General features: G+C 48.2%; 16 protein-coding genes and 2 pseudogenes. 12 read left to right on the forward strand and 6 right to left on the reverse strand.

Annotated elements, in window-relative coordinates; all coding sequences use genetic code 11:
* The 4 genes and pseudogenes from ABYP73_RS04775 to ABYP73_RS04790 all read right to left on the reverse strand — a co-directional run.
* Positions 1 to 384 (reverse strand): annotated as a pseudogene (locus ABYP73_RS04775) (ammonium transporter); the annotation flags it as partial.
* A 30-nt stretch (positions 385 to 414) separates the two neighbouring features.
* On the reverse strand, positions 415 to 753 hold the full coding sequence (locus ABYP73_RS04780) for a P-II family nitrogen regulator (protein WP_372973600.1): 339 nt from the start codon (positions 751 to 753) through the stop codon (positions 415 to 417).
* Positions 754 to 985: 232 nt separating this feature from the next.
* The gene (gene crcB, locus ABYP73_RS04785; protein ID WP_372973601.1) at positions 986 to 1,360 is read right to left on the reverse strand and encodes a fluoride efflux transporter CrcB; all 375 of its coding nucleotides are present in this window, start codon (positions 1,358 to 1,360) and stop codon (positions 986 to 988) included.
* Positions 1,361 to 1,377: 17 nt separating this feature from the next.
* Positions 1,378 to 1,557: a hypothetical protein gene (locus ABYP73_RS04790; RefSeq protein ID WP_372973602.1), complete on the reverse strand. Its 180-nt coding sequence runs from the start codon at positions 1,555 to 1,557 to the stop codon at positions 1,378 to 1,380.
* Positions 1,558 to 1,902: 345 nt separating this feature from the next.
* Between ABYP73_RS04790 and ABYP73_RS04795 the strand changes: the two genes are divergently transcribed.
* Positions 1,903 to 2,289, forward strand: coding sequence for a hypothetical protein (locus ABYP73_RS04795; RefSeq protein ID WP_372973603.1), 387 nt, complete (start codon positions 1,903 to 1,905; stop codon positions 2,287 to 2,289).
* Between the two features lie 47 nt (positions 2,290 to 2,336).
* On the opposite strand, the gene ABYP73_RS04800 is transcribed toward ABYP73_RS04795, so the two are convergent.
* Entirely contained in the window at positions 2,337 to 3,404 is a 1,068-nt protein-coding gene (locus tag ABYP73_RS04800) for a branched-chain amino acid aminotransferase (RefSeq protein ID WP_372973604.1), read from the reverse strand.
* Positions 3,405 to 3,509: 105 nt separating this feature from the next.
* On the opposite strand from ABYP73_RS04800, the gene ABYP73_RS04805 reads away from it, so the two are divergent.
* The 9 genes from ABYP73_RS04805 to ABYP73_RS04845 all read left to right on the forward strand — a co-directional run bounded on the left by ABYP73_RS04805 (position 3,510) and on the right by ABYP73_RS04845 (position 12,352).
* Positions 3,510 to 4,013, forward strand: coding sequence for a DUF4920 domain-containing protein (locus ABYP73_RS04805; RefSeq protein WP_372973605.1), 504 nt, complete (start codon positions 3,510 to 3,512; stop codon positions 4,011 to 4,013).
* Position 4,014: 1 nt separating this feature from the next.
* Positions 4,015 to 4,677, forward strand: coding sequence for a tRNA (5-methylaminomethyl-2-thiouridine)(34)-methyltransferase MnmD (mnmD, locus tag ABYP73_RS04810; RefSeq protein ID WP_372946408.1), 663 nt, complete (start codon positions 4,015 to 4,017; stop codon positions 4,675 to 4,677).
* A 111-nt stretch (positions 4,678 to 4,788) separates the two neighbouring features.
* Entirely contained in the window at positions 4,789 to 5,739 is a 951-nt protein-coding gene (locus ABYP73_RS04815; protein WP_372973606.1) for a TIGR01777 family oxidoreductase, read from the forward strand.
* 131 nt (positions 5,740 to 5,870) lie between these two features.
* Positions 5,871 to 6,446: a nucleotide exchange factor GrpE gene (locus ABYP73_RS04820; RefSeq protein ID WP_372973607.1), complete on the forward strand. Its 576-nt coding sequence runs from the start codon at positions 5,871 to 5,873 to the stop codon at positions 6,444 to 6,446.
* Between the two features lie 9 nt (positions 6,447 to 6,455).
* Positions 6,456 to 7,568: a molecular chaperone DnaJ gene (gene dnaJ / locus ABYP73_RS04825; protein ID WP_372946341.1), complete on the forward strand. Its 1,113-nt coding sequence runs from the start codon at positions 6,456 to 6,458 to the stop codon at positions 7,566 to 7,568.
* A 337-nt stretch (positions 7,569 to 7,905) separates the two neighbouring features.
* Positions 7,906 to 8,841 (forward strand): ABC transporter ATP-binding protein, encoded by a 936-nt coding sequence (locus ABYP73_RS04830; protein WP_372973608.1) that lies wholly within the window; start codon positions 7,906 to 7,908, stop codon positions 8,839 to 8,841.
* The gene (locus tag ABYP73_RS04835) at positions 8,834 to 10,171 is read left to right on the forward strand and encodes an ABC transporter permease (RefSeq protein WP_372973609.1); all 1,338 of its coding nucleotides are present in this window, start codon (positions 8,834 to 8,836) and stop codon (positions 10,169 to 10,171) included. Before ABYP73_RS04830 ends, ABYP73_RS04835 begins: the two co-directional genes overlap by 8 nt.
* A gap of 1 nt (position 10,172) precedes the next feature.
* Positions 10,173 to 11,042, forward strand: a complete 870-nt coding sequence (locus ABYP73_RS04840) for a mechanosensitive ion channel family protein (RefSeq protein WP_372973610.1) — start codon at positions 10,173 to 10,175, stop codon at positions 11,040 to 11,042.
* 146 nt (positions 11,043 to 11,188) lie between these two features.
* Positions 11,189 to 12,352 carry a sigma-54-dependent transcriptional regulator gene (locus tag ABYP73_RS04845; RefSeq protein ID WP_372973611.1) on the forward strand — a complete coding sequence of 388 codons (1,164 nt, stop codon included), beginning with the start codon at positions 11,189 to 11,191 and terminating at the stop codon, positions 12,350 to 12,352.
* A 12-nt stretch (positions 12,353 to 12,364) separates the two neighbouring features.
* Here the strand turns inward: ABYP73_RS04845 and ABYP73_RS04850 are convergent, their stop codons facing one another.
* A complete protein-coding gene (locus ABYP73_RS04850) occupies positions 12,365 to 13,072 on the reverse strand; it encodes a hypothetical protein (protein ID WP_372946022.1) in 708 nt (235 codons plus the stop codon).
* Between the two features lie 177 nt (positions 13,073 to 13,249).
* Here ABYP73_RS04850 and ABYP73_RS04855 point away from each other — a divergent pair, with 177 nt between their 5' ends.
* Positions 13,250 to 14,128 (forward strand): PPK2 family polyphosphate kinase, encoded by an 879-nt coding sequence (locus ABYP73_RS04855; RefSeq protein WP_372973612.1) that lies wholly within the window; start codon positions 13,250 to 13,252, stop codon positions 14,126 to 14,128.
* Positions 14,125 to 14,843, forward strand: a pseudogene (locus ABYP73_RS04860) (peptidase M28 family protein); the annotation flags it as partial. The gene ABYP73_RS04855 and the pseudogene ABYP73_RS04860, both read left to right, overlap by 4 nt.

Below are 14,843 nucleotides of genomic sequence, written 5' to 3' on the forward strand. Positions count from 1 at the left end.
CCGCTCTGCGACAGCTCCTGAAACGATAGTAGCGGCCGTGGCGGCGAACATCCCCTGGAAGAGAAAATCGGTCCACCAGGTATAGCCACCGTCTGCGTATTCGGGGGTCATCCCGTTCTCAGGAGGTGCGATGCCGAACCCGGCAAAATCGAGGATCCCCGCAGATCCGTCAGCGAATCCGGGGTACATCAGGTTAAACCCGCCTATGTAGTACATGAGGAGTCCAACCGTAATGATAAAGATGTTTTTAAAGAGAATGTTGATAGTGTTCTTCTGTCTTGTAAGGCCTATTTCCAAAAAGGCAAATCCGGAGTGCATGAAAAATACCAGGGCGGTACAGATCATCATCCAAATGTTGTTAGCTGTAAATAATCCTGCTTCCATATTCTGTAATTTGTTAGTTAGTTATCTGTTTTAGTTAATCCCTTCGTATCCGTTTTCACGAGTTCGGATCCTGTAGGCATCCGTGACCTCGGATACAAAGATTTTACCGTCTCCAACATTACCGGTATAGGCGGCATCCAGGACGGTGTTTACGGTTTTTTCCAGAAAATCATCTGAAACCACGATCACCAGGTACCTTCTCTGTATATCGGAAGTACTGTAGGAAATACCCCTGTATACATGTCCCTGTTTCTCGTTCCCCACCCCGGTTACATCCCAGTAGCTGAAGAAATTCACTTCAATTTCGTGAAGTGCTTTTTTCACATCGTCAAACTTTGATTTGCGAATGATTGCTTCTACTTTTTTCATTGTATCAGTTTATTGTTGATGGGGCCAAAATTACAGTAAATGAAATAACCCCCTAAAAATTTGGGGGTTACTTGATCATTTTTATCATTATTATAAAATAGACCCCTAAAAAATTAGGGTATGACATTATGAAATACAAAATTTAGGAATATGGTTTTTTTGTAGGTGTGTTTTAACATATCCCGTAAGAAAAGGGGTATGTGTAAGAATTAAAACGCTGAAAACCAGAATATTAGAATAGTGCCTTGATCAGCCAAAGCCCTGCGGCAACGGCCAGGATACCGAGCACAACGCTGCCCAGGGTATAAAGCAGAAATAGAAATATCTGTCCTTCCCTGAGCATGCCGTAATTTTCCAGGGCAAAGGAGGAGAAGGTGGTAAACCCTCCACAAAAACCTACGGTGAGAAAGAGGACAGTTGTGTTGTTTAAGCTGGTGTACTTGGCTGAGAGGCCCAGTATGAGACCCATCAAGAGACACCCCAGCAAATTAACCCCAAAGGTTCCCAGGAAGAAAGAAGGGATAATCGGGTTTAAGGCTTTACTGATTAAATAGCGAAGGGCGCTTCCGATACCACCTCCGAGGAAGACCAGTAAAAAATTTTTCATTCCCTAAAGATAGGAATCTAGATGGCTTTGCGGTATTCTGAGGATGACAAATCCAGGGGGTATACCTTCTCCTGGGCTGCATCGTTACTTTCACCGGATACCTCGGCTTGCCTCTTCTTGTTCATCAGCATACTGAAGGAAAGGAGGCCTGCATTGACTGCCACTAAAATGAAGAAAATGGTAAAGAAAGTTGTCATTTATCGGATTTCTTTGGAAGTATAACGCAAAAGTACGTGTTTTCTTATAGTATACGCATGAATTCACGAATATGTTGTAAGACCATCAATATTTGTGGTATAGGCAAAAAAACAGTTAATTTTTCAGCAAATATTTAAGGCCAAAGAGGATTATTACGAATAGGACAAAAACGATCCCCACCCATTTCACACCTTTATAGTTTTTCCGGTGAAGATCTCTGTCTTTTCTATAGGATTTAGCGATAACAAATGCGAAAACAAGTACGAAGAGGGCCGCAAAAATTAATTGTCCTTTGCTGAACATAATGTCTATTTTAGTGCAAAATTACGCGAAATACACATATCATGAAAAGTAAGATCGACGCTGTTGCCCTGTTCCATCGTTCCTTTGGCCTGGGTATATCGGAGAGTCCTAAAGCAGACCTGGGGGAAGAGAAAAACCTTTTGAGATTCAACCTCATGGATGAGGAGAACAGGGAATACTTTGAAGCAGCGAAGAAGGACGATGCGGTAGAAGTGGCAGACGCTTTGGGTGATATGCTCTATATCCTATGCGGGACCATCCTCGAACACGGCATGCAACACATCATCGAAGAGGTTTTTGAGGAAATACAGCGAAGTAATATGAGCAAGTTGGGGGCAGATGGTAAACCGATCTACAGGGAAGACGGCAAGGTTTTAAAAGGCCCCGCTTATTTTAAACCCGATATTAAAGGTATTCTCGACAGGTAGGTGTTTGATAAAAATCCCAACGGATCGATCCCGAGAGGATATGCAGATCAAACCACTTCAAACCGCCAACCAAACGGATCTTCAGCCTTGTTGTACTGAATGTCCGTAATTCTCTTTTTCAGTCGTGAGGCATAGCTGTCCTCCAGGTCGGGCAGGGTGTAATCGGTTCCTCGGAAGCCGAAACCTGAGATCGGGGAGATCACGGCGGCAGTCCCGGCGCCGAACATTTCCTTCAGGGTCCCGCTCTTGGATGCCGAAACCAATTCCTCGACCCTTACCTTCCTGACTTCTACGGAGATCCCTTCTGAACGCGCGATATCGATCACGCTTTTACGCGTAACCCCATCCAGGATACGATCACTCACCGGACTCGTCAGCAGGGTGTCATTGATCCGTACAAAAATATTCATGGCTCCAGCCTCTTCTATGTATTCATGGGTGTTGTCATCTGTCCATACCACCTGCTGATATCCTTTTTGGATCGCGAGCTGAGTAGGGTAGAATTGCCCGGCGTAGTTTCCGCCTGCTTTGGCAAAGCCTACTCCTCCATTGGCCGCCCTGGAGTATTTTTCCTCAATGAGAACCTTGACCTTGTCTGAAAAATAAGGACCGGAAGGGGCACAAACTATAAAGAATTTATACTGGTCTGCCGGGGAAGCGTGCAAGCCTGCTCCGGAAGCGAAGATGAAAGGCCTGATATAGAGGGAACTGCCCGGGGTGGTAGGCACCCAGTCTTTCTCCAGCTGAATGAGTGTCTTTAAGCCGTCCATAAAGATCTCCCTGGGAAGTTCAGGGATGGAGATCCGCTTGGAGGAAATATTGAGTCTCTTCTGATTCTCCTCAGGCCTGAAAAGCCAGACTTTCCCCTGCGCATCCTTGTAGGCCTTCATGCCTTCGAAGACCGATTGTCCGTAGTGGAATATCTTGGCAGAGGGATCGAGGGTAATTCCCTGATAAGGAACGATCCTGGGTGTTTGCCAGGCCCCGTCCCGGAAGTCACAAACCAGCATGTGGTCTGAGTGTACCTTCCCAAAAGGGAGGTTCGAAAAATCCACTTCCGAGATCCTCGATTTCTTTACTTTTTCTATGATGATATTCGTCACGTTGGTCTCCATTCTCTTTAATTTTCACGTCAAAATTAATCATTTATGAACTCTTGTTCCTTCTTTTTTGCTTGAAAAATCCCCAATTTTGCAGTGTCAACGCAAATCCCGAAAAAAATGAAATCAATTAACATTTTCCTTGCATTCTTACTCCTTCTTACCGCTTGTAAGGAAAATAATTCTCAGAGCCAGACCACTCCACCGGAGTCAACCGAATCGGAGGTCCAATTTTTTGGCTCCTCCTTCGACCCCGAAGGCGCTTCTTCCACACAGGAATTAGCTATGGCTTTTGACCAGCTCCAGTCTGCTGACAGCCTGAAAGTTTCCTTTACCGGTAAGGTGACCGATGTTTGTCAGATGAAGGGCTGCTGGATGAAGGTTTCACTGGATGGGGAGGAAGAGATGAGGGTCACCTTTAAGGATTACGGCTTTTTCGTTCCCAAAGACATCACCGGCAGGGAGGTAGTCCTTCAGGGAACAGGGTTTATCGAAGAGATCAGCGTAGAGGACCAGCGCCATTACGCCAAGGACGGAGGCGCTTCCGAGGAGGAGATCGCCAGGATAACCTCTCCGAAGGTTGCCTACAGCTTTGTCGCAGACGGAGTCTTGCTGAACGACTAGGGTGAAAAGGCGTATCGTAACTACTTCTGATGGTTCCAAGACCATTAACCTGGAGGACTGGAATGAACACTACCATAGCACCCACGGTGCGGTAAATGAAGCCTGCCATGTCTTTATCGACCATGGTCTGGCAGTGTGTCAGCAAAGGGAGATCCGGATCCTGGAAGTGGGATTTGGTACGGGATTGAATGCTCTGATCACCCTGCATGAGGCCCAGAAGAATAACCTGGTCATCCAATATACGGGCGTAGAGGCCTATCCGGTCTCCATGGAAGAAGTGGTGGAACTCAATTACGCCAGGGAATTGGGCCTTGAAAGGCTGGAACAGGCCTACCGTGAAATGCACCTAGGCAATTGGGATCATCCTTTTCGGCTGACTCCGGAATTCACACTTACCAAACAGAAGAAAGATTTTAGTCAGATCTCGGATGAACAGGCATACGATTTGATTTACTTCGATGCCTTCGGACCCAGGGTTCAGCCGGAGTTGTGGACCGAATCCATGTTCACTAAAATGTTTAACGCCTTGAAATCAAAAGGCGTACTCGTTACCTACTCGGCCAAGGGAAGTGTAAGAAGGGCTATGCAGGCCGTGGGGTTTACCGTGGAAAGACTGCCCGGACCTCCTGGAAAAAGAGAAATGCTCAGGGCGTTTAAACCTTAGCAGGAGGGTGAAGGGTTAACCATCTACGAGTCCCTTAAACAAGACTGTTAAACCTTATTTAAACCCACGTCAATTCGCGTGAAAATCAAATATCTTTACAAAAAAACACACATGCGCGTTTTGATCACTGGGGCTACCGGGCTGATTGGCAATGTTATCGTTCAAAAGTGCCGCGAGAATCAAATAGAAGTCAATTACCTCACGACCCGTAAAAATAAACTTACCTCCGAAGGCGATCTCCGTGGATTTTACTGGAATCCTGCAAAGGGTGAAATAGATCCGAAATGTCTAGAGGGAGTTTCAGCGGTGATCAACCTGGCAGGCTCCAGCATTTCCCAGCGATGGACCCAATCCAATAAAAAAGACATCCTGAACAGTCGGATTGAAAGCCTCCGAACACTCCGGTCCGCCATGGAGAAAAGTGACCTCAGCGAGATCCGATCTTTTGTATCAGCCTCCGCCATAGGGCTGTATCCCGATTCCCTGGACCGTTATTACACGGAGGACCAATCGGAGATAGATAACAGTTTCCTTGGGGAAGTGGTATCGCAGTGGGAAGAGGAGATCTCAGCATTCAATAAGTTTTCCTTTAAGTTGGCCACGATCCGCGTGGGACTGGTTCTCTCCATGGACGGAGGTGCCCTTCCTGCCATGGTCAGGCCGGTGAAATCCTATATGGGTGCAGCATTTGGCAGCGGTGAGCAGTGGCAGTCATGGATTCACATAGAAGACCTTGCGCGTCAGTTTCTCTTTGTGATCGACCAGGGCCTGGAAGGTGTTTTCAACGGGGTAGCTCCCAACCCGGTCACGAATTCGAGATTGATCAAAGAGATCGCATCCGTGCTGAACAAGCCCCTTTTCCTGCCTAATATCCCCCAGGGCCTCATGAAAGCCATCCTGGGCGATATGTCCTACCTCTTGTTTGTCAGCCAGCGCGTCAGCAGCAGGAAAATAGAGGAAGAAGGATTCGATTTCTATTTCAAGAATATCTGCAGCGCTCTGAAAGATATTTTACACTCGGAAGAAACACCCAGCGATATTTTCCAAAAAGAGTTTGTGTGATTCATATGTTCGAACGCAGTATTGCCTGTAACACCCCCGCGAGGGTGTTTTTTTTGTGACATTTTGACATTTTAGGAGAATTGGCAGTACTTTTGCCTTCCTGAAGCGATGAGGTAAAAACGCGCCCAACAATGAGTGAAAAAGACAGAATAGAAGAAATGGATGAATTAGAGGATGCCCTGACACAAGACGAAGTTAAAAAGGAAGCATCTCAGGAAGATTCACAGGAAGAAGAAAAGGAAAACTCTCCACAGCTTACCAGGGAAGAAGAATTGGAGGGAGAACTGGAAAAGGAAAAGGATAAGTTCCTTCGACTTTTTGCGGAATTTGAAAATTTCAAGAGAAGGACCTCCAAGGAGCGTATGGATCTCTTCAAAACTGCAGGGCAGGAGGTTATCGTATCCCTTCTTCCGGTGATGGACGACTTTGAACGCGCCTTGAAGGAGCTCGGAAAGTCTTCTGAAAAGGAACTATTCAAAGGAGTGGAACTGATCTACAACAAATTCAAGGATACCCTGAAGGCCAAGGGCCTGGAAGATATTGAGGCAAAGGAAGGCGACGCCTTTGACGCCGAGATCCACGATGCGATCACCCAGATTCCGGCTCCTAATAAAAAGCTCAAGGGCAAGATCATAGATGTGGTTGAGAAAGGATATCGCCTCGGCGATAAGATCATCAGGCATCCCAAAGTGGTCGTTGGAAATTAATCGGAAGACATGAAGCAGGACTATTACGAAATACTCGGGATTGACAAATCGGCATCAGCGGCAGAGATAAAAAAGGCCTACCGGAAAAAGGCGCTGGAATATCATCCCGACAAGAATCCCGGTGATCCCAAGGCTGAAGAAATGTTCAAGAAATCAGCCGAGGCCTATGAGGTCCTGAGCAATCCGGACAAGCGTGCCAGGTATGATCAATACGGTCACGCGGCCTTTGAGGGAGGTGGATTTGGAGGAGGCGGAATGAACATGGAAGATATCTTTAGCCAGTTCGGCGATATCTTCGGTAGTGCCTTTGGCGGTGGTTTCGGTGGTTTCGGCGGTTTCGGCGGAGGGCAGAGAAGGGTCAAAGGGAGTAACCTCAGGATCCGCGTTAAACTCTCCCTGGATGAAGTGGCCAACGGGGTTGAGAAAAAAGTAAAGGTCAAAAGGAAGGTACAGGCAGAGGGGGTTACCTATAAAAACTGTCCAAATTGTAACGGTAGCGGGCAGGTGACAAGGATCACCAATACCATCCTCGGGCGCATGCAGACCGCCACAACCTGTGGCAATTGCAGCGGTAGCGGGCAGGTGATTGACCACAAACCCTCGCATGCAGATGCGCAGGGGCTGCAGATGGTTGAAGAGACCGTATCAATCAAAATACCGGCCGGGGTTGAGGACGGGATGCAACTCAAGGTAAGCGGGAAAGGAAACGAAGCTCCGGGCAACAGTGTGCCGGGTGATCTCCTGGTCGCGATCGAGACAAAGGAACACGAAACCCTGAAGCGGGAAGGGGACAACCTTCACTACGACCTCTATATCAGCATTTCGGATGCGGTCCTCGGCACATCCAAGGAGATCGATACCGTAGGGGGAAAAGTGCGGATCAAGCTGGAACCCGGAATCCAATCCGGAAAGATCCTGCGCCTCAGGGGTAAGGGGATCAATAACCTGAACGGATACGGCAGTGGGGACCTCCTGGTTCACGTAAACGTCTGGACCCCCAAGGAATTGAACAAGGAGCAGCGGGAGTTTTTCGAGAAGATGAACTCGCACGAAAATTTTGAGCCCAAACCCGAGAAATCGGACAAATCCTTTTTTGAGAAGGTAAAAGACATGTTTTCTTAAACCATTTCATAGGCGATTTAAATAAAAAACGTATATTTGAACCGATACTGGGAGACCGGTATTAATTTTCTTTTTCATAGCAATTTTTTTCCCATCCTCGATCCTTCGGGGATGGGTTTTGCTTTTTAAAAGGGGCCGACTTGGGACTATCGCTCTGAGAAAACGGCACATAATGGCCGGGCGATAAGCGAAGGGCACCGATAAAAAGGACAAGGGCCTTTGATCATTCAAGGGTTTGAGTACTGTGTGGGAAACCACTCGGCCCCTTGTCCTTAGATAAAGATTCATTACCTCAAACTTTTTCGTCCAATTCTATATCTTTGACAAAATTGCATGCATGAGCCCCATCCTGGTTGCCGATAGGATCACCAAACGCTACGGATCAAATTTTGCGCTCAACAACGTCTCCCTGGAAATCCCTGCCAACAGTATCTACGGTCTGCTGGGGCCCAACGGAGCAGGGAAGACCACGCTGATCCGCATCATCAACCAGATCACGTATCCCGACAGCGGATCTGTCCTATTCGGAGGGGAACCTCTCCTGCCACACCACGTATCAATGATCGGTTATCTGCCGGAGGAAAGGGGGCTTTACAAAAGCATGAAAGTGGGGGAACAAGCCCTGTATCTGGCCCAATTGAAGGGATTGTCTAAAGCAGAGGCTAAAAAAAGGCTTTTGTACTGGTTTGAGAGGCTTCAGATAGGCGACTGGTGGAACAAGAAGATTCAGGAACTTTCGAAGGGTATGGCCCAGAAGATCCAATTCATTGTCACGGTGCTGCACGAGCCCAAACTGCTTATTTTCGATGAGCCTTTCAGCGGCTTCGACCCTATCAATGCCAATATCATCAAAGAGGAGATCCTCCATTTGAAGGAGAAGGGGACTTCTATCATATTTTCAACTCACCGTATGGAGTCCGTTGAAGAGATCTGCGAATACATCGCCCTTCTTCACAATGCTGAAAAGATCCTGGACGGCAAGCTTTCCGAGATCAAAAAGCAATACAAGAATAATGTCTTTACAGTGGGCATGGCCGTTCAGAAAGGAGAAGACATCCTCAGGGAACTCTCGGAGCACTTTCAGATCACATCCTGCTCCTATGATCCGGAGGAATCACAGGTAGCCTTTGAAGTAAAGCTTCCTTCTACGGATACAGCACCTCTTCTAAAACACCTTTCAACGAAAGGGACGGTCAACAGTTTTGTCGAGACCATCCCCTCGGCCAACGATATCTTTATCAGGACTGTACAAAGCAAATCTGCCCATGAATAAACTCGGCCTGATCATAAAAAGGGAATACCTGGCGAAGGTCCGCAATAAATCTTTTGTGATCATGACCTTCCTGAGCCCCGTCCTGATGGTGGGGATGATCGTGCTCATCGCCTATCTCACCGAGATCAATGACAGGGAGGTCAGGGTATTGGGAGTGCTGAACGAAAGCGTGTATTACTCAAAAGATTTTACGTCCACCGAATCAATGTCCTTTGTGCAGTTTGAGGATGTGACCCTGGAACAAGCTAAAGACTCGGTGATCAGCCAGAATTTTTACGGCCTTCTGTACCTTCCGGGGGGTGGTTCACCGGAAGAAGTAGCCAGGGGTGCCCTGCTCTACACCAAAGAAGCCCCGAATTCAGGCGTGGTAGACAGGATCGACCTGATCTTCATGGATCGGCTGAGGCAACAAAGACTGCTCGACCTTGGGGTAACCCCGGCCGAATTCGCTTCTATAGATACCGATTTTCAACTGAAGACAGAAACCTTTGAAGGGGAGAGGAACCTCAAGGGCCTCAACGAGCTGAAAGCGTTTATCGGGGGGGGATTCGGGTACCTGATCATGATGTTCATCATCATTTACGGAGGATTCGTCATGAGAAGTGTCATTGAGGAAAAGACCAGCAGGATCATAGAGGTGATCATCTCTTCGGTCAAGCCCTTCCAGCTGATGATGGGAAAGATCATCGGGACCTCCCTGGCAGGACTGACGCAATTTGCGATCTGGATCTTTTCAGCCTCCCTTCTTTTGCTGGCGATCATGTCTTTTATGGGCCTGGAGACTTCGGCCTTTGAAACGGCAGGAGCCCTTCCAGGTGGAGGGATGAACGAGTTTAGCAAAATGGATCCTGCAGGCAGTGAGATGCAGTTGTACGCCATGGAACTGATGCGTATCCCTTGGGCCATGCTGATCTTCTTCTTCATGATCTATTTTGTTTTGGGATACCTGATCTACAGCTCTATCTATGCAGCCATAGGGGCAGCAGTTGACAATGAAACGGATACCCAGCAATTTATTTTCCCGATCATCCTCCCGCTGATGCTGGCGATCTATGTCGGGTTCTTTTCCGTATTCGGGAATCCTCACGGCCCCATAGCCGTTGGGTTTTCTCTCTTTCCCCTGACCTCGCCTATCGTCATGCTCATGCGTCTGCCCGGGGGTCTGGGAGAAGGAGGTGTCCCGATCTGGCAGCTGGGCCTTTCCATATTCCTTTTGTTGGTTACCTTTATCGGGATCGTCTGGCTGGCGGCGAAGATTTACAGGGTAGGGATACTGATGTATGGGAAAAAACCCAGTTACAAGGAATTGTTCAAATGGTTAAAATATTAGGATGGAAAAGGTAAGAGAACTCTGGAAAGATTTCAATGATCTGCTGACGTATCAGATTTACGACAGTGAGAATATTCACATCACCATAGGTACCTTCCTCGCCATCGTCATCGGGGTGGTCGTGGTCACCTATGTGTTGCGCATCATCCACAACATCGTTGTCAAGAAGCTACCTGAGGCCGACAAGAATAAGTTCGTCAGTATTTTCTCTTTTCTTAAATACCTTTCGTACATCCTGGTGATCATCATCATTCTCCATTCCTCAGGGGTGAACCTCACAGTGCTGCTCACGGCGTCTGCTGCCCTGTTTGTGGGACTCGGTTTTGCGCTGCAAAACCTCTTTCAGGATATTATTTCAGGTATCCTGATGATCCTTGACCAGTCCATTCATGTCGGTGACATCATCGAGGTTGAAGGCAAGGTAGGCAGGGTATTCGAAATACGATTGAGGAGTACCAGGGCCATTACCCGGGACGACAAGGTGCTGATCATTCCCAATCACATCTTCCTGACAAACACCATTTACAACTATACCCAGAATCACAATATCACCCGGGAAGCCCTCATCGTGGGGGTGGCCTACGGAAGTGATGTTAAACTGGTCACGGAGATCCTCACGAATATCGCGGAGGAACAGAAAGGAGTGCTGAAGAATCCGGAACCCTTTGTGCAGTTCGATGATTTCGGGGATTCTGCCCTGATCTTTTCCCTGAACTTCTTTATTTCTGATGCTTTTAGGGTACCCAGGATGCGATCTGAGATGAGGTATAAGATCGATGCGAGGTTCAGGGAGAATGGAGTTACCATACCTTTCCCTCAGAGAGATGTGCATTTCTATCAGCACGGGCCCATTTCCCTTAGCAAGAAATAGGGGCTCATTATTTCTGATTAAGGATTCTGCCTGTAATCAACGAGTGGGCAGCCCGAATAAGAAAATAGCCCTGGCATCGTTTTTGAATGAGTAGGGTCAATAACCGAAGACGGGTTCTATTAGAACAATATTATTAATTAGCAGACATGTCAAAAATTTTAGTGATTGAAGATGAGGCGGCCATCCGCAGGGTATTGATCAAGATCCTTACGGAAGAGAACGATCAATACGAACTGGAAGAGGCTGAGGACGGGCAGAAGGGGCTTGAGATGATCAAGAAAAACGACTACGACCTGGCCTTGTGTGATATAAAAATGCCCAAGATGGATGGGGTGGAAGTACTGCAGGCTTCCAGGAAGATAAAACCGGAAATTCCCTTTATCATGATCTCCGGACACGGAGACCTGGATACGGCGGTCAATACCATGAGACTGGGGGCATTCGATTATATCTCCAAACCCCCGGACCTGAACCGGCTTCTGACCACAGTCAGGAATGCGCTCGACAGGAAGGAACTGGTGGTGGAGAACAAGATCCTGAAGAAAAAGGTCAGCAAGAACTATGAAATGATAGGGGAAAGCCCCGAGATCAAGAATATCAAAGAGATCATAGACAAGGTCGCCCCCACCGATGCCAGGGTCCTGATCACGGGATCCAACGGAACGGGCAAGGAACTCGTCGCCCACTGGATCCATCAGAAGAGCGAGAGAAGCAGCGCTCCTTTTATTGAAGTGAACTGTGCGGCCATCCCATCAGAACTCATTGAAAGCGAACTTTTCGGGCATGTTAAAGGGGCTTTTACCTCAGCCATCAAAGACAGGGCGGGAAAATTCGAGGCGGCGAACAAAGGCACCATCTTCCTGGACGAGATAGGGGATATGAGCCTTTCAGCCCAGGCTAAGGTACTCAGGGCCCTGCAGGAGAACAAGATCTCCAGGGTGGGCTCCGACAAGGACATCAATGTAGACGTCAGGGTGGTGGCGGCAACCAATAAAGACCTTAAAAAGGAGATAGAAGAAGGCAGGTTCAGGGAAGATCTTTACCACCGACTGGCCGTGATCCTGGTCAATGTCCCTTCTCTCAACGATCGCAGGGAAGATATCCCGTTGCTCATCGACCATTTCTCGGAAAAAATTGCCGGCGAACAGGGCACTGCACCCAAGCGATTCTCCCCCAAGGCCGTATCCCTCCTCAAGGCGTACGACTGGACGGGAAATATCCGGGAATTGAGGAACGTAGTGGAAAGGCTCACCATTCTCGGAAATGATGAGATCACGGAAGAAGATGTTCAACTCTTTGCCAGCAAATAGAAGGTTCTCGCCCTACTTCTCTTCGGCCATACAGCGTTCACCCAGTTTTTCCAGGGCCCTGGCTGCCATATTCTTGGTCTTCAGGTTGTAATAGCGCTTGCCTTCGGTAAGGCCGGGCTTGAGCAATTCTAATTCACATCGCTTGAAAACTCCAAGGACGTAATCCTCCGCCTCCTCGCAGGGCAGGGTGGAGATGACCTTCTCCAGGGATATGCTGAAATTCTCCAGGGAAGACTCTACCTTTTTTTCGAGCTCCTTACCGGAGATGGGCCTGAAGGATTGCACTTTCACCATTTCTTCCTGCGTATTTACGGAAAGATCGTTTCCGTATTCGCTTGTGTGGATCTCAGGATGGTCTTCAAGCGCTTCCAGACTCCCCTGCGCATGATCCAGTGATTTTTCCAAAAGCATGCGGGCTCCCAGAATGGAGGCTGCTTTAATGGCTTTTTTGAGATAACGCTCGCTCTCCTCTATCCCGATCTGGGCGTATTCACACCCACAGGCTTTAAACTGATCCTTGCTTTTGTCTATGGCACTCAATGCCTTATAGGCATAGTAGTGGACCATATTCATTTTGTCGGCTTCCATGGCCTTTTGGGTATTCGATCTGATGTAGCTGATATTGGACCCTGCAAATTCACAGGCATTGGAGGATCCTGTGCCCATAGGAAAGGGCAGGAGGGCAAGCCATAGATAGATCGTCAGTACCTGTAATGACATGGGACGTTATTTCAGATTCGGGTCACCTAAAATAGAAATATGGTGCCTCAGCACCTTATTTTATCGTCATATGGGGAAATTACCACGTTTTTCGTGCGATTTTAGAGCAAAGAGGCCTGTCCGCAATTATTGCCGGGAGGGTAGGCGAGGCAGCGATAAATATCCTATCTTCAGCCTATGAAGAAGATCAAAAGTAAAACCTATAAGGTCGAAAAGGCTGTACGGCTGAACGAATTACCCACCACGGATCAATTCGGAGAATCAGACAAAAAACTCAAAAAGTATCTGGAGAAGATCAGGGTGAAGCTCGGTAAGTTCCAGGATGTGATGTATGCCCACGACAAGTACAGCGTCCTGATCTGTTTACAGGGGATGGATACGGCAGGAAAGGACAGCCTTATCAGGGAAGTATTCAAGGATTTTAATGTGAGGGGCGTACAGGTCCACAGTTTTAAAGTGCCCACAGAACTGGAGAGGAGCCATGATTATCTCTGGCGGCATTACATCGCCCTACCTCCCAAGGGGAAATTCGGGGTCTTTAACCGGACCCACTATGAAAACGTGCTGGTTACACGCGTTCACCCCTATTACATTCTCGGAGAACATATTCCGGGCATTCATTCCGTGGATGACATCGATGGGGCATTCTGGGAAAAGAGATTCCGTCAGATAAACGATTTTGAAAGGCACCTCGCTGAGAACGGGACCATTATCTTTAAGTTCTTCCTCCACCTCTCCAACGAGGAACAGCGGCAGCGATTGCTCAGAAGGCTCGATTTGCAGGAAAAGAACTGGAAATTTTCTGCCGGCGACCTCAAAGAGAGGGCCTTGTGGGACAAATACCAGTGGTGTTACCAGGAAGCTATCAACAACACTTCAAAAGAATACGCCCCCTGGTACGTGATCCCCGCGGATAACAAGGAGGCTGCCAGGGTGATCGTGGCAGAGATCCTTCTGGAGGAACTCAGCAAGTATACGGACGTTGTAGAACCCGAATTGGACGAGGAGACACGGGCGAACATTGAAGAATACAAGAGACAATTAAAAAGCGAATGAAAAGGATTTATATGTTATTGATCAGCGTCTTTCAGGTGCTGAATCTCACGGCACAAACGAATGACCAGGAACAGATCAGAAAGTTTTACGACCTGGCCCTTACGCAGGGTAAGGCCTATGACTGGCTCAATTATCTTTCCAACCAGATAGGAGGCCGACTCTCAGGTTCCGTTCAGGCGGAACAGGCAGTTACCTATACCCGGGCGGAAATGGATGCCCTGGGGTTAGACCGGGTCTGGTTGCAACCCGTCATGGTACCCAAGTGGGTGAGGGGAACCCCCGAATTCGCCTACCTGGAGAGTAAGCCCGGTTATACGAGCAATATTCCGATATGTGCCCTGGGTGGATCGGTCGCCACACCCCCGGGAGGGGTGAAAGCAGGCGTGGTGGAGGTGCAGTCGCTGGAGGAACTGGAATCCCTGGGCAGGGAAAAGATCAATGGTAAGATCGTCTTCTTTAACAGGCCCATGGACCCCAAACTCCTGAATACCTTTCAAGCCTATGGGGGTGCGGTTGACCAGAGATCGTCAGGAGCAGCCCGGGCCGCGGCTTACGGTGCTGTAGGGGTGATCGTCCGGTCGATGAACCTGCGCCTCGATGACTATCCCCATACGGGTTCCACCAATTACGGCGACCTCCCGGACAAGGACAGGATCCCCGCTGCTGCCATCAGCACCAATGGGGCCGAATTTCTGAGTACCACACTAAAACTCAA

It is taken from the genome of Muriicola sp., assembly GCF_041567615.1.
Lineage (GTDB): Bacteria > Bacteroidota > Bacteroidia > Flavobacteriales > Flavobacteriaceae > Muriicola.

What these genes read in the sequence shown, in the direction of transcription:
- ABYP73_RS04855 (WP_372973612.1), top strand. Translation starts at nt 13,250, where the DNA reads ATGAAGAAGATCAAAAGTAAAACCTATAAGGTCGAAAAGGCTGTACGG.
- ABYP73_RS04800 (WP_372973604.1), bottom strand. Translation starts at nt 3,404, where the DNA reads ATGGAGACCAACGTGACGAATATCATCATAGAAAAAGTAAAGAAATCG.
- ABYP73_RS04850 (WP_372946022.1), bottom strand. Translation starts at nt 13,072, where the DNA reads ATGTCATTACAGGTACTGACGATCTATCTATGGCTTGCCCTCCTGCCC.
- ABYP73_RS04795 (WP_372973603.1), top strand. Translation starts at nt 1,903, where the DNA reads ATGAAAAGTAAGATCGACGCTGTTGCCCTGTTCCATCGTTCCTTTGGC.
- ABYP73_RS04845 (WP_372973611.1), top strand. Translation starts at nt 11,189, where the DNA reads ATGTCAAAAATTTTAGTGATTGAAGATGAGGCGGCCATCCGCAGGGTA.
- ABYP73_RS04815 (WP_372973606.1), top strand. Translation starts at nt 4,789, where the DNA reads ATGCGCGTTTTGATCACTGGGGCTACCGGGCTGATTGGCAATGTTATC.
- dnaJ (WP_372946341.1), top strand. Translation starts at nt 6,456, where the DNA reads ATGAAGCAGGACTATTACGAAATACTCGGGATTGACAAATCGGCATCA.
- ABYP73_RS04805 (WP_372973605.1), top strand. Translation starts at nt 3,510, where the DNA reads ATGAAATCAATTAACATTTTCCTTGCATTCTTACTCCTTCTTACCGCT.
- crcB (WP_372973601.1), bottom strand. Translation starts at nt 1,360, where the DNA reads ATGAAAAATTTTTTACTGGTCTTCCTCGGAGGTGGTATCGGAAGCGCC.
- ABYP73_RS04780 (WP_372973600.1), bottom strand. Translation starts at nt 753, where the DNA reads ATGAAAAAAGTAGAAGCAATCATTCGCAAATCAAAGTTTGACGATGTG.
- ABYP73_RS04835 (WP_372973609.1), top strand. Translation starts at nt 8,834, where the DNA reads ATGAATAAACTCGGCCTGATCATAAAAAGGGAATACCTGGCGAAGGTC.
- ABYP73_RS04790 (WP_372973602.1), bottom strand. Translation starts at nt 1,557, where the DNA reads ATGACAACTTTCTTTACCATTTTCTTCATTTTAGTGGCAGTCAATGCA.
- ABYP73_RS04830 (WP_372973608.1), top strand. Translation starts at nt 7,906, where the DNA reads ATGAGCCCCATCCTGGTTGCCGATAGGATCACCAAACGCTACGGATCA.
- ABYP73_RS04840 (WP_372973610.1), top strand. Translation starts at nt 10,173, where the DNA reads ATGGAAAAGGTAAGAGAACTCTGGAAAGATTTCAATGATCTGCTGACG.
- ABYP73_RS04820 (WP_372973607.1), top strand. Translation starts at nt 5,871, where the DNA reads ATGAGTGAAAAAGACAGAATAGAAGAAATGGATGAATTAGAGGATGCC.